The organism is Pseudoalteromonas sp. DL2-H2.2 (assembly GCF_021532535.1).
Classification (GTDB): Bacteria; Pseudomonadota; Gammaproteobacteria; order Enterobacterales; family Alteromonadaceae; genus Pseudoalteromonas; species Pseudoalteromonas rubra_A.
The window spans coordinates 89151-111040 of sequence record NZ_JAKGBD010000005.1; the positions used below are offsets into that span (position 1 = coordinate 89151).

The 21890-nt window shown below is 50.7% G+C and carries 18 protein-coding genes; 13 read left to right on the plus strand and 5 right to left on the minus strand.

Features of this window, described 5'->3' with window-relative positions; genetic code table 11:
- The first annotated feature begins 4 nt into the window (after window positions 1-4).
- The 7 genes from ilvM (at window position 5) to can (ending at window position 7764) form a co-directional block, all read left to right on the plus strand.
- Window positions 5-244 carry an acetolactate synthase 2 small subunit gene (ilvM, locus tag L1285_RS10290; RefSeq protein ID WP_010383772.1) on the plus strand — a complete coding sequence of 80 codons (240 nt, stop codon included), beginning with the start codon at window positions 5-7 and terminating at the stop codon, window positions 242-244.
- 18 nt (window positions 245-262) lie between these two features.
- Entirely contained in the window at window positions 263-1186 is a 924-nt protein-coding gene (locus L1285_RS10295; protein ID WP_235412265.1) for a branched-chain amino acid transaminase, read from the plus strand.
- 109 nt (window positions 1187-1295) lie between these two features.
- Window positions 1296-3152 (plus strand): dihydroxy-acid dehydratase, encoded by a 1857-nt coding sequence (gene ilvD, locus L1285_RS10300; RefSeq protein WP_235412266.1) that lies wholly within the window; start codon window positions 1296-1298, stop codon window positions 3150-3152.
- A gap of 2 nt (window positions 3153-3154) precedes the next feature.
- On the plus strand, window positions 3155-4699 hold the full coding sequence (gene ilvA, locus L1285_RS10305; RefSeq protein WP_235412267.1) for a threonine ammonia-lyase, biosynthetic: 1545 nt from the start codon (window positions 3155-3157) through the stop codon (window positions 4697-4699).
- A 62-nt stretch (window positions 4700-4761) separates the two neighbouring features.
- Entirely contained in the window at window positions 4762-5817 is a 1056-nt protein-coding gene (locus L1285_RS10310) for an ABC transporter substrate-binding protein (RefSeq protein WP_235412268.1), read from the plus strand.
- A gap of 75 nt (window positions 5818-5892) precedes the next feature.
- Window positions 5893-7086, plus strand: a complete 1194-nt coding sequence (locus L1285_RS10315; RefSeq protein WP_235412269.1) for a methyltransferase — start codon at window positions 5893-5895, stop codon at window positions 7084-7086.
- Between the two features lie 9 nt (window positions 7087-7095).
- On the plus strand, window positions 7096-7764 hold the full coding sequence (gene can / locus L1285_RS10320) for a carbonate dehydratase (protein WP_235412270.1): 669 nt from the start codon (window positions 7096-7098) through the stop codon (window positions 7762-7764).
- Window positions 7765-7770: 6 nt separating this feature from the next.
- On the opposite strand, the gene ubiK is transcribed toward can, so the two are convergent.
- Window positions 7771-8040, minus strand: coding sequence for a ubiquinone biosynthesis accessory factor UbiK (ubiK, locus tag L1285_RS10325; protein WP_125716964.1), 270 nt, complete (start codon window positions 8038-8040; stop codon window positions 7771-7773).
- A 127-nt stretch (window positions 8041-8167) separates the two neighbouring features.
- Here ubiK and rep point away from each other — a divergent pair, with 127 nt between their 5' ends.
- Window positions 8168-10180 carry a DNA helicase Rep gene (gene rep, locus L1285_RS10330; protein ID WP_235412271.1) on the plus strand — a complete coding sequence of 671 codons (2013 nt, stop codon included), beginning with the start codon at window positions 8168-8170 and terminating at the stop codon, window positions 10178-10180.
- On the opposite strand, the gene L1285_RS10335 is transcribed toward rep, so the two are convergent.
- The 3 genes from L1285_RS10335 to elbB form a co-directional block, all read right to left on the minus strand.
- A complete protein-coding gene (locus L1285_RS10335) occupies window positions 10177-12750 on the minus strand; it encodes a sensor domain-containing diguanylate cyclase (protein ID WP_235412272.1) in 2574 nt (857 codons plus the stop codon). The genes rep and L1285_RS10335 overlap by 4 nt on opposite strands.
- Before the next feature lie 169 nt (window positions 12751-12919).
- Window positions 12920-13309, minus strand: a complete 390-nt coding sequence (locus L1285_RS10340) for a c-type cytochrome (RefSeq protein ID WP_125716966.1) — start codon at window positions 13307-13309, stop codon at window positions 12920-12922.
- A 229-nt stretch (window positions 13310-13538) separates the two neighbouring features.
- Entirely contained in the window at window positions 13539-14189 is a 651-nt protein-coding gene (gene elbB / locus L1285_RS10345; protein WP_046006101.1) for an isoprenoid biosynthesis glyoxalase ElbB, read from the minus strand.
- 434 nt (window positions 14190-14623) lie between these two features.
- Between elbB and polA the strand changes: the two genes are divergently transcribed.
- The 3 genes from polA to L1285_RS10360 all read left to right on the plus strand — a co-directional run bounded on the left by polA (window position 14624) and on the right by L1285_RS10360 (window position 18902).
- Window positions 14624-17377, plus strand: a complete 2754-nt coding sequence (gene polA / locus L1285_RS10350) for a DNA polymerase I (RefSeq protein WP_235412273.1) — start codon at window positions 14624-14626, stop codon at window positions 17375-17377.
- Window positions 17378-17815: 438 nt separating this feature from the next.
- The gene (locus L1285_RS10355) at window positions 17816-18379 is read left to right on the plus strand and encodes a YceI family protein (protein WP_235412274.1); all 564 of its coding nucleotides are present in this window, start codon (window positions 17816-17818) and stop codon (window positions 18377-18379) included.
- Entirely contained in the window at window positions 18372-18902 is a 531-nt protein-coding gene (locus L1285_RS10360; RefSeq protein ID WP_235412275.1) for a DUF1285 domain-containing protein, read from the plus strand. Before L1285_RS10355 ends, L1285_RS10360 begins: the two co-directional genes overlap by 8 nt.
- 31 nt (window positions 18903-18933) lie before the next feature.
- On the opposite strand, the gene yihA is transcribed toward L1285_RS10360, so the two are convergent.
- Window positions 18934-19584: a ribosome biogenesis GTP-binding protein YihA/YsxC gene (gene yihA / locus L1285_RS10365; protein WP_235412276.1), complete on the minus strand. Its 651-nt coding sequence runs from the start codon at window positions 19582-19584 to the stop codon at window positions 18934-18936.
- A gap of 370 nt (window positions 19585-19954) precedes the next feature.
- On the opposite strand from yihA, the gene L1285_RS10370 reads away from it, so the two are divergent.
- A complete protein-coding gene (locus L1285_RS10370) occupies window positions 19955-20587 on the plus strand; it encodes a c-type cytochrome (RefSeq protein WP_235412277.1) in 633 nt (210 codons plus the stop codon).
- Window positions 20588-21234: 647 nt separating this feature from the next.
- Window positions 21235-21885: a class I SAM-dependent methyltransferase gene (locus L1285_RS10375; RefSeq protein ID WP_235412278.1), complete on the plus strand. Its 651-nt coding sequence runs from the start codon at window positions 21235-21237 to the stop codon at window positions 21883-21885.
- Window positions 21886-21890 lie beyond the last annotated feature (5 nt).

Here is a 21890-nt window from a genome sequence, read left to right on the forward strand (position 1 = left end):
CACCATGAAACATCAACTCACCGTAGCGGTAAACAACCAGGCCATCGCAGTCGAGCGTTTTTTGCGCGTCGCCCGTCATCGCGGGTTTCGCCTGACACAATTGGAGCTTCAGGGCCATGAAGAGTTATTTCACGTCAAAATGACGGTAGATAGTGACAAACCCATCTATCTATTGACGTCACAATTAAATAAGCTGGTTGAAGTGCAGTCAGTCGATCTGCATACACTACAGCAGGCAATATAATAAATAAGGTTTTAAACAATGACACAAACTTCACAATACATTTGGCATAATGGCGAACTAATCCCTTATGAGCAAGCTACCACGCACGTGCTCAGTCATGCCATACATTATGGAAGCTCCGTATTTGAAGGGATCCGCGCGTACGATACGCCAAAGGGTCCGGCTATTTTCCGTCTCAAGGATCATATTCAGCGTTTATTTGATTCGGCCAAAATCTATCGCATCGAGATCCCTTACACTCAAGAAGAGATCATGCAGGCGTGTAAAGACGCGGTAGCTAAAAATGGTTTCACCAATGCTTACCTGCGTCCTTTTGCCTTTCTAGGCCACGTTGGTCTGGGTGTACACCCGAAATCACACCGCGCGGAGGTGACTGTTGCGGCAATGGAGTGGGGCGCTTACCTGGGCGAAGGCAGTTTAGAGAATGGTGTGGACGCATGTGTTTCCTCCTGGCAGCGTCTTGCACCCAATACTATGCCAACTGCAGCTAAAGCGGGCGGTAACTATTTGTCTTCCCAGCTCATAACGGCAGAAGCTAAACGTCACGGCTATGTTGAAGGCATCGCACTGGATGTTAACGGCTACCTGAGTGAAGGTGCCGGTGAGAACTTGTTCGTGATCCGCAAGGGCATTATCTATACCCCGCCAACCACCGCCAGCATCTTGCCCGGTTTAACCCGTGACACCATTATGCATCTGGCTAGAGCGCGTGGCTATGAAGTCAGAGAGGAGCCTATCGCCCGTGAAGGTCTGTATCTGGCGGATGAATTCTTTATGGTGGGCACGGCGGCCGAAGTGGTACCGGTACGCAGTGTGGATCAAATTCAGGTGGGTGATGGCCAACGCGGACCAATCACTGCCGAGCTTCAGCAGGCCTACTTTGACCTGGTGAAAGGGCAAAGTGACGATCCGCAAAACTGGCTGGATTACGTCAACGAATAACACCAGCACATTAACGTATACACGCCGGACCGGCAGGTCCGGTAATGAATTTTTGGAATGAGGAAAGCCGTTGCCAGATGGGGCAGCGCAAACTGGAAAAGGGGTCAACATGGCAAAGTTACGCAGCAAAACAACCACTGAAGGCAGACAACAAGCAGGTGCCCGCGCACTATGGCGCGCCACCGGGATGACCGACAGTGATTTTCATAAGCCCATTGTGGCGGTGGTGAACTCGTATACCCAGTTTGTGCCCGGGCACGTGCACCTCAATCAACTCAGCGAGCTGATGGCCGATGCCATCCGGGATGCCGGCGGTGTGCCGCGTGAATTTAATACCATTGCCATCGATGATGGCATAGCGATGGGCCATGGTGGCATGTTGTATTCTTTGCCATCAAGGGATCTCATCGCCGATTCGGTAGAATACATGGTGAATGCCCACTGCGCCGATGCCATGGTGTGTATTTCAAACTGCGACAAAATCACCCCGGGCATGCTGCTGGCGGCGCTGCGGTTGAATATCCCGGTGATCTTTGTCTCTGGTGGTCCGATGGAAGCGGGCAAAACGCGCCTCGCCGACATCGACATCAAACTCGACCTGGTTGATGCCATGGTCAAAGGCGCAGACCCCAGTGTCAGCGACGAAGACTCCGAGCAGGTAGAGCGCTCGGCCTGCCCAACCTGTGGTTCCTGCTCAGGCATGTTTACCGCCAATTCTATGAACTGTTTATTAGAGGCACTGGGCCTGGCATTACCGGGTAATGGTACTACTCTGGCCACCCATGCCGATCGCCGTTTTTTATATGAAGGGGCCGCAAAGCGCATCATGGCATTGTGCGAAGATTATTATGGCAAAGACAATGAGGCTGCACTGCCGCGTAACATTGCTAACCAGGCTGCGTTTACCAATGCCATGACCCTGGATATTGCCATGGGTGGCTCGTCTAATACCGTGCTGCATTTGCTCGCGGCTGCCATCGAAGGTGGGGTCGAATTTGATATGGCCGACATCGACCGCTTATCTCGTACCACGCCTTTCTTATGCAAGGTGGCACCGGCAACCCAGCAGTATCACATTGAAGACGTTCACCGTGCGGGTGGCATTATGGCGATCCTCAATGAGCTGGCCAAAGCCGACAAACTCGACTTAGCAGTTGGCCATGTGGCAGGCGGTACACTTGGCGAGGTCATTAAGCGCTGGGATGCCACCGATCCGAGTAATGAGCGTGCGCAAACCTTCTATCGTGCAGGTCCCGCAGGCGTGCGCACCACACAGGCTATGAGCCAGGAGTGTCGCTGGGATGAACTGGATCTGGACCGCGAAGGAGGCTGCATTCGCAGTGTTGAACACGCGTTTCGTCAGGACGGGGGTCTGGCAGTACTGACCGGTAACCTGGCGCTGGATGGTTGTATCGTGAAAAGTGCCGGGGTCGATGATGACATGCTGTGCTTTGAAGGTCCGGCCGTAGTGTTTGAATCTCAGGATGATGCCGTGGAGGGGATCCTCGGAGGCAAGGTGAAAAAAGGCGATGTGGTGGTGATCCGCTATGAAGGCCCCAAAGGTGGGCCGGGTATGCAGGAAATGCTTTACCCGACTAGCTACCTCAAGTCCATGGGGCTGGATAAAGACTGTGCCTTGCTAACCGATGGCCGCTTCTCTGGTGGCACGTCAGGCCTGTCGATTGGTCATGCTTCACCAGAGGCTGCCAGTGGAGGTGCGCTGGCATTGGTGGAAAATGGCGATATCATTCGCATTGATATTCCTGCACGCAGCATCGACGTATTACTGGATGCACAGCAGCTGCAGGCACGTAAAGAGCAGCAAGATTCCCGCGGTAAAATGGCCTATAAACCACTGGACCGTCAGCGTTATGTCAGCCCTGCTCTGAAAGCCTATGCTTTGTTAGCAACCAGTGCAGATAAAGGCGCGGTACGCGATTTCGAGAAGCTGGAGGCATTGAGTTAATCATGGTGGCAAAAGAGCTCGATTATTTTCGTGCTGTAGTGCAGGCCAATGTCTCGCCGCTGGTCCGGGAAACCGAGGTCAGTGAGCTGAGTGGGCTTTCCGCCCGGCTCGGACATCATGTCTGGCTCAAGCGCGAAGATCAGCAACCCGTTTATTCCTTTAAACTGCGCGGCGCTTTTAACAAGCTCAGCAAACTACCGGCAAACAGCCTGGTGGTGACGGCGTCTGCGGGCAATCACGCTCAGGGAGTGGCATTAAGTGCCGCTCATCTGGGGCATCGCGCGGTCATTGTTATGCCGGTGACCACACCAGAGATAAAAGTCAATGCGGTACGCAGCCAGGGAGGTGAAGTGGTCTTGTATGGTCATCATTTTGATGCCGCGCAGGAGTACGCTCAGTCTTTATGTAAATCGGAAGGCGGTGTGTTTGTCCCCCCATTTGATGATAAAGACGTGATCATCGGCCAGGGGACCGTTGCACGCGAGCTGATGCAACAGCTGCATCAGTTGGATGTGGTATTCGTACCCGTTGGCGGCGGCGGTTTACTGGCCGGGATGGCGGTGTATATAAAGTCATTGCGTCCGGAGATCCGCGTGATTGGCGTGGAAGCACAAGAAAGCGCTTGCCTGAAAGCGGCGATGGAAGCCGGGCATCCGGTCGAGCTGGAGCGGGTTGGTAGTTTTGCTGACGGCGTTGCGGTAAAGCGCATTGGCAGCGAAACTTTTCGCCTTGCCGAGCAATATTGTGATGAGGTTGTCACTGTGAGTGCGGATGAGATCTGTGCAGCAGTGCAGGATATTTTTGTTGAAACCCGGGCTATTGCAGAGCCTTCCGGGGCGCTGGCCACAGCTGGCTTAAAGAAGTGGTGCCAGAGCAGTGATGAACAGGGTCTGACACTGGCTTCTGTGTTGTCTGGTGCTAACCTCAACTTTGATCGCTTAAGGTATATTGCCGAGCGCACGGCGCTGGGAGCACGCAGCGAGGCGTTGCTGGGGGTGACCATAGAAGAATCCAAAGGCAGCTTCAAGCGCTTTTGCCATGCTTTATCGGGTCGTGCAATCACTGAGTTTAACTATCGATATGCTGGTGGTGAAACGGCCCAGATTTTTGCCGGTGTCGGATTACGTGGCGGCGAGCAGGAACTGCGGGAGCTCAAAGCCAGTCTGAGCGAGGCGAATTATCAGTTTACCGACCTGTCCGACAACGAGTTGGCAAAATTACACATTCGCTATATGGTCGGCGGCAAGCCGCCGGTTGCGCTCAGTGAGCGGCTGTTTCGCTTCGAATTTCCAGAATATCCGGGTGCACTCGCGCGCTTTTTGGAGACCCTGGGCAGCAACTGGAACATCACTTTGTTCCATTATCGAAATCACGGGGCGGCGCAGGGCAATGTACTGGCGGCATTTGAGCTCAGTGCACAAGACAGAGCGCGCTTTGATGAGCACCTGCAACGTTTGGGTTATCAGTATCAGGAAGAAACAGATAATCCGTGTTTTAACCAGTATCTTCAGCACGATATGCCACAGGCGGATCGTCGCGTCAGCTAATTTTGCATTGTGTCCGGTGCCTTCTATAGTTGTAACAAGGCAGGCCCCGGGCGCGTACCATAATGAATTACTCCCACTTTATCCTGGTCATTGTGTTGTGCAAGAGCTGTGCGCTTAGCGCATTGGAAGAAGTGACGCTGCAACTTAAATGGACCCATCAGTTTCAATTTGCCGGTTACTACATGGCCCAGCATAAGGGCTTTTTTCGCCAGCAGGGACTGGACGTAAAAATTGTGCCTGCCGATCAGGATAATCCGGATGAGCAGTTTAAAGTGCTGTCGGGACAGGCCCAGTTTGGTGTGACTCACTCGGGCATTTTGCAGCAGCGTTTGCAGGGCAAGCCACTGGTGGCGCTGGCTGCGATTTTCCAGTCTTCTCCTTATTGCTGGATGGTCCGTGCCGACAGCGACATCTATGTTCCCAAAGACTTTGTGGACAAAAAGATCAGCCACCTTGGACGCGTTGAGGGGGCAGAGCTGGTGGTGATGCTGGAGCGGGCCGGAATTGACGTGTCACGCCTGCCATTGTACGCCGGACTGGAACCCATCAAAGACTTTGTTGCCGGGAGTTTCGATGCGCTGCAGGTGTATGTTTCTAATGAGCCCTTTAAGCTGGCGCAGCAGGGGGTAGCTACCCGGCAGATCTGCCCTAAGCATTTTGGCCTGAACGTTTATGCCGATATCTTATTTACCTCCGAAGATGTGCTGAATTACCGGCCTGAAACCGTTGCCCGGTTTCGCCGTGCGTCCTTACAGGGCTGGCGCTACGCCATGAGCAATCCCGATGAAGCACTGGCGGTCACTCAGGCTGAGTACGCGACAAGCAAAAGCATCGCGGCGCTGGCCAATGAGGCCGATAAACTGATGCCCTTTATTAAAGCACCGGGGATTGCACTGGGTGCCATGTCGCAGGCGCGCTGGTTGTGGATAGCCCAGCTTTATCGACTTGATCTTGCCAATTTTCACGAACAAAAACATCAGTTTATATATGCCGAGCCAGATCAGGAAGAAACCAGCTGGTCATGGATGCTGACCTTAGCGGTGATAGTGGCGATGATTTGTGTGCCCATGTACATACACCTGATTTTTTTCCGCCACCGGCGTTTTACCTTAAAATGACGGTCAGTGCTTTGCGCACAGGGCGCGAGCGCATACAATGAGCGCCCTTTGTTTCGTTCGGTGCCGGTGACTTGTATGCGCAGTTCCTTTCATTCTCAGTTTTTAGCCCTGGATGCTCTGCTTGCGGACACCCGTCAGTACTGGCAGTTGCTGGCCTTCGATCATACGGATATTCCCTGGCCTGAACTCAAAAGTGCTTTGTTGTCGCTAAGCGATGAACAAGTGAACGCACTGGACCATGAGCCCGCTGATTTACTGGCGTTTTTGCTGCCCCATATACCGGCATTAGCAACGTTGCCAGAGCTGGCAACCCTGGCTCAGGCACAAGCGAGTCGTCCGGAATTTCCGTTCTGGCTCAGCAATGGCATCAAGGGCCGTAAGCTGACTCAGTTACAGGACTTTGTTGCCCACGTTTATCAGGCAAAGCGCCCGGTACTGGAGTGGTGCGCCGGGAAAGGTCACCTGGGCCGACTGCTGGCGTATCTGGGCGCTGAGCACGTCGACAGTGTGGAGCTGCAGGCAGCCTTGTGCCAGCAAGGGCAGCACAGTGCTGAGCAACAAAAACTGGCGATGACGTTTCATTGTGCCGATGTGCTCAAAGATCCCGTTGCGCACTATTTTAAGCCACGCCAGCAGGCTGTGGCACTGCATGCGTGCGGCCGTCTGCATCAGACTTTTATGGCAGAGGCCTGCGCCGCAGGGTGTGAGCAGATCAGTTTGTCACCCTGTTGTTATCACCTGTTTACTGAGCCCACCTATCAGCCAATGAGTGATGTTGCGGCGTGCAGTACCTTAGCCTTGTCACACAGTGATATGAAACTGGCACTGCAGGAAACCGTGACGGCGCCCGGCAGAGTGGCCAAAATACGCAAGCGGGAAGTGCAGTGGCGACTGGCTTTTGATGCGCTGCGCCGCAATGTCACTGGCGATACTCAGTACCTCAGTGTGCCGTCAGTGAATAAGGCGATTTTTTCTGGTGCCTTTGTTGATTTCTGTCACTGGGCGGCTGAGCAGAAACAGCTAGACTTACCGGCACACTTTGATGCGGACCATTACCTGGCACAAGGGCGGGCAAGACAGCGCATCACAGAGCGCATTGAGCTGGTGCGTCATGCCTTTCGCCGCGCCATTGAATTGTGGCTGGTGCTCGACAGGGTGTTATATCTTGAACAGGCCGGGTATGATGTCAGCCTCTCAGAATTTTGTCATAAATCACTGACACCTAGAAATATCTTGATCCAGGCGACACGGTGTCAGTCAGCAGAATAAGGAATAGCCATGTGTCAGTCTGACAGCCAGCTGCAACACTTGCTCAACAACAATCGCCAGTGGGCGAAACAGACTCAGACCAATAACCCGGAATTTTTTGCCAAGCTATCGATGCAGCAGAATCCTAATTATCTGTGGATCGGCTGCTCCGACTCACGGGTACCGGCTAACCAGATTGTCGACTTAATGCCGGGGGACTTGTTTGTTCACCGTAATGTGGCCAATGTGGTGGTGCATACCGACCATAATTGTTTGTCTGTGATGCAGTACGCCATTGAGGTGTTGAAAGTCGAGCACGTGCTGGTGGTCGGTCACTATGGGTGCGGTGGTGTTCGTGCGGCTTTGGAAGATGCCCGCTTAGGTCTGATAGATAACTGGCTGCGCCATGTCGGTGATGTCAAAGAAATGCATCAGGCGATGCTCAATGAAATCCACCCTGAAAAGCGTTGCGATGCTTTGTGCGAGCTCAACGTGATTGAGCAGGTTCGTAATGTATGCCGAACCAATGTGGTACAGGATGCCTGGGCGCGGGGTCAGAAGTTAACCATTCACGGCTGGGTGTATGGCCTGGCCGATGGCCTGCTCAAAGAGCTGAATACTCAGATAGAGCAAGAAGAGCAACTGGCAACGCACTACGAGCGGGCCCTGGTGGACCTGGCCAAGCGTTACCAGTTGTAGCATTGACTATTCTGGCTGGTTGTTATCCTGAGCGGCCAGCTTCGCCTCTAATTCAGCCACTTTGGCTTCCAGTTCTGTCAGCTTTTCACGGGTTTTGATCAGCACTTTGCTCTGAATATCAAATTCTTCACGACTGACAAAATCCATCTCTGCCAGTTTATTTTGAATGGCTTGTTTGGTTTTGCTTTCAAAGGTATCTGCCAGGTTTTTCACACCTTGTGGCATGTTACTGGAGATCTGCTTGGCGATTTCTTCAATTTTTGCTGGGTTGATCATGGGCTGGCCTCTAAGCTTGATTATAGTCTCTATCTTACCTAAAGCGGTCACCGGTTAAAAGCGCTTGGGATCCACTTGAGCATTACGGTAAACTTAGCAGCTTATTGACTAAAGGTGATCACAGAATATGAAACTGAACCCGAAACAAGACGAAGCCGTTAAGTATATCAGCGGACCCTGTCTGGTACTGGCCGGTGCCGGCTCTGGTAAAACCCGGGTGATCACCAATAAAATAGCCTATCTGGTGCAACAATGTGAGTACAAGGCGCGCAACATTGCGGCGGTGACCTTTACCAACAAGGCCGCCAAAGAAATGCGTGAGCGGGTATCGCAGACACTGGGCAAGCAAGAAGCCAAAGGGCTGTGGGTCTCGACCTTCCATACCCTGGGACTGGAGATCATTAAAAAGGAAGTGAAAACGCTGGGCTATAAGCCGGGCTTTTCTCTGTTTGACGATCAGGATACCCATCAGCTGCTGGCCGAACTGACCGAAAAAGAGCTGGATCGCGACAAAGATCTGCTCAACCTGCTAAAGATGCAAATTGGTAACTGGAAGAATGAACTGATCCAGCCCGAGCGCGCCATTCGTGAAGCCGGTGAAGCGCAAAAAGCGTTGTTTGCCCAGCTGTATGCCCGCTATCAGACTCAGCTCAGAGCCTATAACGCACTCGATTTTGACGATCTGATCATGATCCCCACGTTGCTGTTAAATAGCTCAGTCGAAGTGCGCGAGCGCTGGCAGGCGCGTTTTCGTTACCTGCTGGTGGATGAATATCAGGATACCAATACCAGCCAGTATCAGCTGGTAAAACTGCTGGTGGGTGAGCGTGCCCGCTTTACTGTGGTAGGAGATGACGACCAGTCTATCTACTCATGGCGCGGTGCCAAGCCGCAAAATCTGGTGCTGCTGAGCAAAGACTTTCCGGGGCTGCGCCTGATTAAACTGGAACAAAACTATCGCAGTGCCGGGCGGATCCTGAAGGCGGCGAATATTCTGATCGCCAATAACCCCCATGAGTTCGACAAAAAACTATTCAGCGAACTGGGATATGGGGATCCACTGCGCCTGATCCCAACTCGCGATGAAGAGCATGAAGCCGAGCGGGTGGTGGCGGAGATCATTTCCCATAAGTTTATGAAGCGCACCAGTTACAAAGACTACGCCATTTTGTATCGGGGTAACCATCAGGCACGGGTATTCGAAAAAGCCCTGATGGCTAACCGCATTCCTTATAAGATCAGCGGCGGTATGTCGTTTTTTGCCCGCAGTGAAATAAAAGACATCATGGCGTACTTGCGCCTGCTGGTGAATCAGGACGACGACAATGCGTTTTTGCGGATCGTGAATACCCCGCGCCGTGAGATTGGGCCGGTGACGCTGGAGAAGCTGGGGAGTCTGGCCAACGATAAGCACATCAGTTTATTTGCTGCCTGTTTTGAACCTGAGCTGCCACAGCGTCTCAGCGGCCGTGGTCTGAATGCCCTGATGGGATTTGCCCGCTGGGTGGTGGAGCTGAGCGACAGGGCCACCCGCGGAGATACCCTGGAAGCCGTGAAAGACATGGTGCGGGAGATCAATTACGAAGCCTATTTGTATGAGTCGTCGCCCAGCGCCAAAGCCGCCGAAATGCGCATGAAGAACGTATCTGAACTGTACCGCTGGATCAGCGACATGCTCACGGGCGATGCCGACAATCCACCCATGACCTTGCCCGAGGTGGTCAGCAAACTGACCCTGCGTGACATGCTGGAGCGCAATGAAGAAGAAGACGACAGCGATGCGGTGCAACTGCTGACTTTGCATGCCTCGAAAGGACTGGAATATCCACACGTCTTTATGGTCGGTATGGAAGAAGGCTTGTTGCCGCACCAGACCAGCATCGACGAAGACAATGTGGAGGAGGAGCGTCGTCTGGCCTATGTGGGCGTAACCCGGGCACAGCAGACGCTGACCATGACCTACGCCAGGAGTCGTCGTCAGTTTGGTGAGCAGATCACCCCGGAGCTCAGTCGTTTTGTGCAGGAAATGCCGCAAGATGATATTCAAAGTGAGGGCAAAAAGCCTGTGCAGTCACAGGCCGAGCGCATGGAGAAAGGTCAGGCCCGGGTGGCCAATCTGCGGGCGATGTTAAAACGTTAAAGCGGCAGTGATTCGTGTGTGGTGGCCGGATCGTTCTGACAGGCCCCCGACAAGCTTTGTTGCTTGCCAAAAAACAGGCTCAGTCCGTGACGTTCCAGCAGGCTTCTGAAATTTAAAATAGCGGGGCCTTTGGCGATAACCTGAATGGACTTCAGCGCCGTGACCGCCAGGATCCCCTGGAGTTGCACGTCATAGCTGTTTTGTTGCAAGACCCGCTTGCTGAACGTTGAACTGAGCAGCAAATATTTAAACTCAATATGACTGACCAGCGCCAGATCGCAGCGATCTTTGGCAAAGTCATTCAGGCCAACCGCAATCCCCAGGCTGCACAGCTCTTTGAGGTTTTCCAGCTGCATACTCGATGCGTAGCGGATCTCACTTTCATCAAACAACAAACACAGGTTGCTGGCACGCTGGCTGAGTAATTGTTTCAGCTCGCCAAAGGTGGTGCTTTCCAAAATGGCACAGGAGCAGGCAAACAGCACATCGGCAGTTTGCGCTTTGCCAAGGGTTGTGGCCTGCTCGAGTGCCTGACCCAGCAGCTGCATTTCTATTTTGAGTTGCTCATCTTTAGCGGCGGCAAATTTTTTGAGAATGTCGAAGCTGGTGCTGCCAAGGACCGGGTGTTCGCCGAACGCCTCTAACATCACAATATGCTGGCCATGATTGGCCATATTGACGATTTCGGTACTGCGAAAGTGTACCGGCAGAGCGCTGAGATGGTGGTATTCCGTTTGTTTGCTTTGGGTGCTGGCTGCGCTGAGCAGCGGATGATAGAACTCGTAGCGCCCGCGGCCGGCATTTTTGGCGTAATACATAGCCGCGTCGGCATCACGGATGATCTCATCAGTATTTTTGTAGTCTTTGTTGCTGTAGGTAATACCAATACTGGCGCCACTTTGCATGCATACGCCTTTCATACAAAACGGCTGTTGCATCACTCTGATCAAACGTTTGGCAACGTCTTCTGCCTGCTGGCGATCGCTCAGATGATCCAGCAGGATCACAAACTCATCACCGGCCAGACGGGCCAGTAAGTCGTGCTCACGAATACATTCTGAAAAGGCTTTACTGACCCAGATTAAGAACTGATCGCCTGCCTGGTGACCCAGTTCATCGTTGATGTCCTTAAACTTATCGAGATCGATAAATAAAACGGCAAAGTTATTGTCCGGGTAACGCTGGTACTTTTGTAAGGTTTTTTCCAGCTGAGTCAGGAACAGCAAACGGTTTGGCAGCGTGGTCAGGGGATCATGATGCGCATCATGATACAGCTGCTGCTCAATCTTTTTTCTCTCTTCTATTTGCATCTGTAAATGCAAATTGGTCTGGCGCAGCTCTTTGGTTTTTTCAGCAACTCGATGTTCCAGCTCCAGGTTACTGGCCTTGAGTGCCTGATTGGCTAAATGCGTTTGTAAAACCGAGGCAATCTGGTTCGAGACAAATGAAATTAATTCAACATCCTCGTGATTGTACTCGTATTCATGGTTATAGGCCTGGCAGGCGATAAGACCAATCACCCCTTTTGCCGTTTTCAGTGGGGCGCCGAGCCAACTGGTGGCGGCATTTTGTAGCTGATAATTGTCGGGTCGTTTGACAATTTCATTATCGATCAGTACTTGTGCCCGCTTGGTGTCGATCAGCTGGCTGCGCTCAGTGGTGATCACCAGTTCGCTGTAGCCATTGGCAAAGGGCCGTGGCTTGTACTGGGTCATCTCATCCACGCTGTATGGGAAAGTGAGCCAGTTAGACGCCTTATCATGCAGCGCAATAAACAGGTTATCGGCAAAAGTTATGGAGCGCATGATCTGGTGAACTTGCTGGTATACGTCGTCTATGTCGCTGAACTGCGTTGCCAGCTCTGCTATCTTAAACAAGATCTGTTGCCGTTCCAGCGCTCGTTTACGTTGCTCAATTTCGGTATTGAGCGCCTCGTTACTCTGCATCAGAGCACGGGTTCTAATTTTAACTTCAGACTCTAACAGCTCGCGTTTTTTGACCCGCTCAATGGCGGTTGCCAGATACAAAGACATGACTTCGAGCAGCTCTACTTGTTGCTCACTGTAATGCTCGTCCGCCGCATAGTTTTGCGACACCATAACGCCAATAATGGTTTTTTCGCGGAAAATAGGCACGCCCACCCAATGCTCAGCCTGGGTGCCCAATGCCTTGAACAGCCCCTGTGCACTCATGTGCTCCATTTGCTGGCGGTTCAGATACAAAGTTTGTCGATTTTTAAAGACGTAGCCCGTTATTCCCTGACTAAAGTGGTTCGCCTCATGCAAAGGGACCGAAATGCCATCTTTTTCGTCAACAAAATAAGAAAGCTCAAGCCCCTGTGTGAACTGGTTTTGTAACACCACATAAAAGCTTTTACTAGGCAGGTATTGTTCTAAAATGCTGTGAATAGCGGGATATAGCAGCGTCAACTCCGCCACTGTGCTGGCCTGCTCTGATAACTGGATCAGGGCATGCTGCAGGTGTGAGTTTTGTTTATATTTTTTCAGCAAGGACTCTAAACGGCGGTTTTTTCGAGTCAGTTTGCGAACTAGGACGCTGGGATCTTCCAATGATGAAACCAAGAGTTGTTATTGTCTATTTATTGTTCTTATATTTTCACTTTTACAATGAGGGGTCAAGTGCAAAATTTTAATAACAATATGGTGATAATTGTGGTGAATTTTGCGACAAGACACGTCATTGAAGGGGATGTGTTATCCATCCCCATGCGGCGATTATTTACTTAATCATGAAGTCGATGGCTGCCGCAATTTCGTCATCGCTACAGTCCATACAAGTACCGCGAGGTGGCATGGCATTGAAGCCATTGATCGCGTGGTCAAGTAGTACGTCTTTGCCTTTTGCAATACGAGGTGCCCAGTCATCAGCTGTTTTAGGTGCACCTAGCGCGCCTGTGCCATGACAAGCGAAACAGGAGGCCTGATATACTTGCTCACCAGTACGTGGGCCAGTTGGGGCAGCGGCAGCAGTATCTTCGGCACCCGCCAGGTAGACAGAGCCTACAGGCTCAAGACGCTTTTTAATCGCTTCTTCAGTTAAAGAATTGTCGAATGGCTGTGCGATTGCCGCAGTAGATAGCAATAACAGTGCTGCTGAAAGTTTCTTCATTTACCTTGCTCACTTCAAATTGAACGTGATCTATCACGATGGATGACGGAATTAAGCCGATTATAACGTCACCAACTAATTTATAAAACGTAAACTTGATTATAAGCGACTAAAAAATAAAATTTATTGCGTTAGGGCAAAAAATCACAGGGTGAAGGGGGAGAATTTTTGCAGCTGTGGTGTTTTTTCGAACAATAGAATAGGCGGCGTGATGCCGCCTTATTTTGCGTTACGCCAGTTCAATGAGTTTTTGCACAGCTTTTTCAATACCGGCTGATGCTTCACTGATAGAGCCTGCCAGCATGTAGGCCGGTGTGCTGATCACTTTATGCGTGTCATCGACAACAATGTCAGACACGCCACAATTGATATGACTGGCACCTAAAGCTTCAACGGCCTGAGCCGTGGCTTCGTCATTGCCTATCGTCGCCAGTGTGCCTTTGGCATGAATGTGGCCAATCAGTGCCGGGGCAATACATAAATAAGCAATAGGCTTACTTTGTTGGTGAAAAGCCTGACATTGTTCTTTGACCGTTGCCAGGATGCTGGACTGTGCACCCTTAAAGGCAAAATCAGAGAGGTTTTTCGCCACCCCAAAGCCACCAGGCAAGATCAATGCATCAAATTCACTGGGATCCAGTGTGGCCAGATCTGCGACCTCACCGCGCGCAATACGCGCCGCTTCTACCAGCACATTACGCTGCTCGTCCTGCTCTTCTCCTGTGAGGTGGTTGATTACATGGTGCTGCTGAACATTCGGCGCAAAGCACTGATAACGCGCACCGAGGCGCTCGAGGTGCAGCATAGTCAGGACAGATTCATGGATCTCAGCACCGTCAAAGACGCCACAACCGCTTAAAATGATCGCTACTTGTTTCATCGGGATCTCCCTTTAAGGTCTTTAATTTTCGATATATGCAATTTTGTCATTACGTGAGTTAGAAAAAAATCTAAAGGATCTGCTTTGATCTTTGATCGTTTGTGTTAGTATACGCGTCCGCTTGAGAAAAAGCGGTGAATTTATAGCCATTCAATTGCAGGCTGTAAACTGACTCCAAAGTCACTGTCCACAATCTTAGCTTAAAGCATATAAAAGAGTAAAAAGAAATTTCCTTTTATATTCAGTGTGTTAAATGTAATTCCTAGACTTGCTTTTGAAGTGTGGGCCGATAGCGCGTGTTTATCTACAAAGTTATCCACAGGCCATCCCCATTTTTCATGGGCTGTTTTGGACTGTGTCAGACTCGTTTTATTCCCGTCCTTATGGCATGCTAACCCAGATTTAAAACTTCCAATTTTAGGATCCCAATAACTATGTCTCAGATCCCTGAAAATCCGCTGATCCTGGTCGATGGTTCGTCGTATTTGTTTCGTGCCTATCATGCGCCACCGCACTTGACCAACTCCAAAGGAGAAGCCACAGGCGCCATTTACGGTGTCATCAACATGCTGAAAAGCTTGCTCAAGCAATATCAGCCCAGCCATATGGTAGTGGTGTTTGATGCCAAAGGGCCGACTTTCAGAAATGAGATGTACAGTGAATATAAAGCACATCGTCCACCGATGCCGGATGATCTGCGCACGCAGATAGCCCCGATCCACGATATTATTCGTGCCATGGGCCTGCCGCTGGTCAGCATTGAAGGGGTTGAAGCAGATGATGTTATTGGTACGTTCTCGCGCCTGGCGTCAGAGCAACAAAGGCATGTGCTGATCAGCACGGGTGATAAAGACATGGCACAGCTGGTCAATGAGCATGTCACGTTAATTAACACCATGACCAACACCATTTTAGATCCGCAGGGCGTAGTGGATAAGTTTGGTATCGGGCCAGAATTGATCATCGATTACCTGGCGCTGATGGGTGACAAAGTGGATAACATCCCGGGTGTACCTGGTGTGGGTGAAAAAACCGCGCTGGCCATGCTGCAGGGACTGGGATCGATTGACGATCTCTATGCCAACCTGGATAAAATCGCTGATCTGGGTTTCCGCGGCTCAAAAACCATGGCGAAGAAACTGGCAGAGCACGAAGCACAACTGAAATTATCCTACGAGCTTGCAACCATCAAACTGGATTGTGAGGTTGAACAAGACCTGGAACAATTCAAGATCCAGGAAATGGACAAAGATCAGTTGATTGAGCTGTATGGCCAATGTGAATTCAAACGCTGGCTGGCTGAACTGCTGGATGGTAAGAGCGCGCCGGAAACAGCCGCAGACACAGAGCAGGACTCTGTGGTCACGCCACTGGTTGAGGTAGACTATGAGACCATTTTAGAGCGCGAACAACTGGATCGCTGGCTGGATAAGCTGCGCGAGGCCGAGCTGTTTGCCTTTGATACCGAAACCACCAGTCTGGATTATATGCAGGCGGAGCTGGTTGGTATGAGCTTTGCGGTCGCTGCCGGTGAAGCGGCTTACCTGCCGCTGGGCCACGATTATGTGGGCGCGCCCGAGCAGCTCGACAAGCAGCTGGTGTTTGAGTTGATTGGCCCTATTCTGGCAGATCCTAAGTATAAGAAGGTCGGACAAAACCTGAAATACGATAAGAGTGTGCTGGCCCGCGCCGGACTGGAGCTCAACGGCATTGCTTTTGACACTATGCTGGAATCTTACGTCTTTAACAGTGTGGGTACGCGCCATGATATGGACTCGCTGGCACTGAAATACCTGGGACATAAAAATATCAGTTTTGAAGAGATAGCCGGTAAAGGTAAAAATCAGCTGACCTTCAATCAGATTGAGCTGGATAAAGCCGCGCCCTATGCGGCTGAAGATGCCGACATCACTTTGCGTTTGCATCAGCACCTGTGGCCGCAATTACAGCAGCATCCCACTTTGGTGAGTGTGTTTGAAGACATCGAGTTGCCACTGATCAGCGTGCTTTCTGAGATTGAACGTACCGGTGTTAAAATCGACAGCGACATGCTGGCCACGCAGAGCCACAATATTGAGACGCGCCTTAAAGAGCTGGAGCAGGAAGCGTTTGAGCTGGCTGGAGAAGAGTTCAACCTCAGTTCAACCAAGCAGTTGCAGGCAATCCTGTTTGAAAAGCTGGAACTGCCGGTGTTAAAGAAAACGCCTAAAGGCGCGCCGTCGACGGCAGAAGAGGTGTTGCAGGAGCTGGCCCATGATTATCCGTTACCTAAACTGATCATCGAGCATCGCGGCCTGGCCAAGCTTAAGTCTACCTATACCGATAAACTGCCTAAGATGGTTAACGAGCAGACTCAGCGTGTGCATACCTCGTATCATCAGGCGGTGACCGCCACGGGTCGTCTCAGCTCCACCGATCCTAATCTGCAGAACATTCCGATCCGCAATGAAGCCGGACGCCGGATCCGTCAGGCCTTCGTTGCCGATCAGGATCATGTGATCATGGCGGCGGACTACAGCCAGATTGAGCTGCGGATCATGGCGCATTTGTCTCAGGATACGGGCTTACTCAAGGCCTTTGCTGAGGGTAAAGATGTTCACAGCGCCACGGCCAGTGAAGTCTTTTCAGTGCCACTGGAAGAGGTCACCTCCGATATGCGTCGCAAGGCCAAAGCGGTTAACTTCGGACTGATCTACGGTATGAGTGCCTTTGGCCTGGCCAGACAGCTGGATATTCCGCGCCACGAAGCACAGCACTATATGGATAAGTACTTTGAACGCTTCCCGGGTGTGCTGGAGTACATGGAGTCGACCCGAGAGAAAGCCGCAGAGCAGGGCTATGTTGAAACCCTGTTCGGCCGTCGTTTATATTTGCCAGACATCAAGGCACGTAACGGTGCGCGTCGCAAGGCGGCTGAGCGTGCTGCTATCAACGCCCCGATGCAGGGCACAGCTGCAGACATCATTAAAAAGGCGATGATCAAAGTAGCCCTGTGGCTGGCAACACAGCAGGACAGTGACATCAAGCTGCTGATGCAGGTACACGATGAACTGGTCTTTGAAGTCAAAGCCGACAAAGTGGCGCAGTACAGTGAGCATATTTGTCAGCTGATGAGCGAGGCTGCTGACCTGGATGTGCCGTTGTTGGTTGAAGCGGACCATGGTGACAACTGGGAGCAGGCGCATTAATTTGCACTCTTGCTGAAAAAGAACACGGCTTCGGCCGTGTTTTTTATTGCCCGAAGTCCAGTAAGGACGGGCCCTGCAAATGTATCAGGTGTAACTGAGAGGTAAAAATGCGCAGCCTGATGTTTAAAAAATATCAAATTGGCGCATAACTTGCTTTTGATGGTTTATTTCGCCTGGGTGATTTGTTACAGTGCGCGCGTCCTCTTCCTGTAGGACATCCTGTTGATGATGTATCTCTCCTTGTGAAGATACAGTGTATTGATAGCTTCTCCCCAGATTGCTATAACGGCTCGCAATGTGAATGGTGCGAGCCGGTTTTTCTCCCTCTTACTCGAATATATCCCAAACACCAAGTCAGGCCAGTATTAGGCGCTATGTCGTTGCATCCGTTCTGGGTATGCAGGTAATATGACCACTTTCATTTTCAAGGAATTCGTCATGCTTAAACCTCTTCTTTTTTCTATTCTTGGCTTATCAGCTCAGTTTGCCCAGGCATGGCAGCTGGACGCAGCGCACAGCGATGTGAGTTTTACCTCCATCAAGGCTGGCAGCGTTGCTGAAAATCATCACTTTAAGCAGCTTTCTGGCACCATAAATAAAGCCGGTGAACTGGATTTAAGACTGGACCTGAGCAGCGTTGAAAGCCTGATCCCCATTCGCAACGAACGCATGCAAAAAATGCTGTTTGACGTCGCTAAGTTTCCCGAAGCGAAGATCACTGCCAATGTGAGTCAGCACCTCAAGGCGTTAAAACCCGGCGTGCAGATCATTCGTCAGGTCCCGGTGACACTGTCATTGCATGGACAGGTTGCAACTCTCAATGTGGATCTGGTGGTGAATAAAGGTGCTCAGCAACTTCAGGTGACGCCACTGCGTGCCGTCCTGATCAACAGCCGCGATTTTGGTTTAGATTCTGGCATCGAAGCGCTGCGCAAAGTGGCGGGTCTGAATACCATTGCCACCGCGGTGCCTGTTACTTTCAACCTGGTGTTCAGTGAGTAATACTGAGGCGCTTATCGCCCACTATGTGACGCAGCATGCGCCCACCGGGCGCTGGCATGCCCACGAATGTGGGGTTGGCGCGTTTGCCATCGATGCACAGGGTCGCTGGTTTCACGAAGGCACTCCCATAGGACGTGAAGGCCTGGTGAAACTACTCGCCAGTGTATTGTGCTACGAGCAGGGCCAGTATCTGCTCAAATCTCCGTCCGAGACTTGCCCGGTGGCAGTCGCCGACAGCCCATTTTTGATAGTCGCCTGGCAATATTGTGAACTGGCACCTACATTGGGCCTGGGCCCGACACTCATTGCACAGGACAATCTCGGGCGTTTGTGGCCGGTGTGTGGCGAGTTTCCCCTGGTGCTTAAATCTTATCAGGGTCAGTCAGTCCCATATCTGATGCTCAATTATGGTTTGTCGGCTCGGGTTGGCCGTTCGGTCTACTATCAGTGGGCTGAACTGGCGCAAAGCCAGGGGGAGGCGTTTGTGTTAACGTCGGCAGATACGCCGTTTGTGATTGGCTAGGCTGCGCGAGCGACGCAGCCTGCGGTGTCTGCTACTGCGCAGAAGGGCTGTCCTGCTCTGCCTCTTCTTCTTTGATATACGGTCCCAAAAACCAGTCGTCCAGCTGCCAGGCCAGCTCTTTCAAACCCAGTCCTTTTAAAGAGGAAAACGCGTGTACGGTAATGTCGGCATTCAGCTCTGCCAGTGCTTTACGCACTTGTAATACTTCGGCTTTGCGTTTTCCCTGCTTGAGCTTGTCGGCTTTGGTTAACAGTGCCAGTACCGGAATATCACTGCCTGCGGCCCAGTTAATCAAATCCATATCCAGGTCTTTAAGCGGGTGACGGATGTCCATCAGTACCACAATGCCTTTCAGGCTCTGGCGCTTTTGCAGGTATTCGCCCAGCGACTTCTGCCATTTCTTCTTCATTTCCAATGGCACTTTTGCAAAGCCGTAGCCCGGTAAGTCAATCAGGCGCTTGTCTTCGTCGAGCGAAAAAGTATTAATGAGCTGAGTACGGCCCGGCGTTTTACTGGTGCGCGCCAGCTTTTGATCGGTCAGGGCATTCAGTGCACTGGATTTCCCCGCATTGGAGCGTCCGGCAAACGCAACTTCAATACCGGTATCGGCGGGTAATCGGGAAATATCTGGGGCACTCGTTACAAACTGAGCACGGTTATACGGCATGCGGGATTTTAGCACTTCGACTCCTCAAGGGGATTGATCTCATTATTGTCTATTTTATTATACTTGGTTGCTAAAGCAAAAGCCGATAAAATCTGCACCCTGGGTGAGTTTTTACGCTATGTCCTGGAGAGGAAACTTAATCCAGGTCAAATCCCTATAATTTATGGGCTTAATGTGAGCAGAAAACGTGCCAGAGAAATTAATATCGTGTAGAATGTAGCAATTGCAACGTAAAACTCGAGTCCGTTGACTTTGTCTGTGCCAATTAGTGCACATTTAGCAAGCTTGGTCAGTCGGTCTCAAATAAGATTTGCCCACGCAGTAAAAGAAACGAGGCTTTTTCGGCTGGGGTCAAAATTACAGGGTCGGAAACAGAGAATTTACCATGAAAAAAATAGCATTAACTTTAACTATGTTGCTAGGGTCCTTGTCAGCCAGCAACGTCGCGGCATTTGATGGCGATGCGCAAGCAGGTAAAGCAAAGGCTGCAACTTGTGCGGCGTGTCACGGTCCGGATGGCAATGCTCCTGTTACTATGTATCCGAAAATCGCTGGTCAGCATGCGGATTATATCTACAAGCAACTGCAAGAGTTCAAGCTAGGTATGACCTCAGGTGGTAAAGAAGGTCGTATGGACCCTGTGATGAGCGGCATGGCTATGCCATTGTCGGATCAGGATATGAGAGACTTATCTGCTTACTTTGCGTCTTTACCAATGTCGTCAGGTACTACACCTGAAGATGTGGTTGAAGTTGGTCAGAAACTTTACAAAGCCGGTGATGCTGAGCGTGGTATTCCGTCTTGTGCTGCATGTCACGGTCCACGTGGTAACGGCACGTCTCTGTCTAAGTTCCCGAAAATCTCATTCCAGCACCCTGAATACATCAAAGCGCAGCTTGAAAAGTTCCGCAGCGGCGATCGTAACAACGATCCAAACGGCATGATGGGTGACATCGCGAAGAAACTGACTGACAAAGACATTGAAGTATTATCTAAATACTTAGGTGGCCTACACTAAAGTCGTATAGATGCAAAACAGACCCAGTGTAAACTCTGGGTATTGTAAAAAAGGCAGCAACCAGGCTGCCTTTTTTTGATCTAGTGGTGTGAGATATATCTCAATAGCGCTGTGAGATATGTGCTTATAGTCGGTGTAAGAATTGACTTAATTTCATTCTGTGTTCAGTTGTAACCCTTTGTAATAAAATTGGTTTAATGTTGTTCTAAAATATTCAGGTAATAATTTTGTTATTGTTTAGTTGTAACTGTTTCAGATCGGCGTAGATTATTCGTTGTCGCCAGATAATACAAAAACAGGGACAATTCGTATCGGAAGCGTCGGTGGCAAGATTAGGTATTCTCTTTGAATACGCAGGATGACCAAGAAAGTGTCAAGAAGACCGAAAATAAAAAATGCATTGGAAGTTTGATAACAATAACAATATGGAAAGTGTTCACGGAAGTGACAATAAAAACAAAACGGAAGATACCACAATAAAAATAATAATGACTTAAAAGTCGAAGGGAGAAGTGTCCAGTTTGTGACGCTCAGATTAGTAAGCGGTAGAGAGCAATCTCTGCCGCTTTTTTATTTGTGTGTGCATATTTGTTCACTAATTGATTGCTGTTACAATACGGCCTTTAAGGCATTTCGGTTTATCTCAGTTGCAAAATCCACAGTCATGGCGTTGCGGCCTTTGTGAAGGCGACTCACTGACGCACTACCATCAGGACAAATTCAGAGACTACTGGCAGTGTCAGTGTTGCAAGCTGGTGTCTGTCTCCCCCGAACAGCGATTAAGCGCTGAGCAGGAAAAAGCCATTTACGACAGCCATGAAAATGATCTGATGGATCCCGGCTATCGGCGATTTTTATCCCGGCTGGCTGAACCGCTGTGTGAGCGCTTGGCGGCGGCCCAATCTGGCCTGGATTTTGGTTGTGGGCCGGGCCCACTGTTGGCCAAAATGCTGACCGAAGCAGGCCATCGGATGGCGCTATATGATTTATACTATGCCAATGATCCCAAAGTGCTGGATCAGCAGTATGACTTTATTACCTGTAGTGAAGTGATAGAACACCTGGCCCAGCCTGGTAAAGTGCTGCACCAGCTGCTGGCCATGCTCAAGCCTGGCGCACCATTGGCATTAATGACTAAGCTGGTAATAGATCCAGCACGTTTTGCAAACTGGCACTATAAAAACGACCAAACCCATATCGCGTTTTTTAGTCGTGAGACATTTGCCTACATTGCAGAGCAATTTAATACCCAGGTTGAAGTGATAGGCAATGATGTCATCATTTTGACTAAGCGATAGTACAG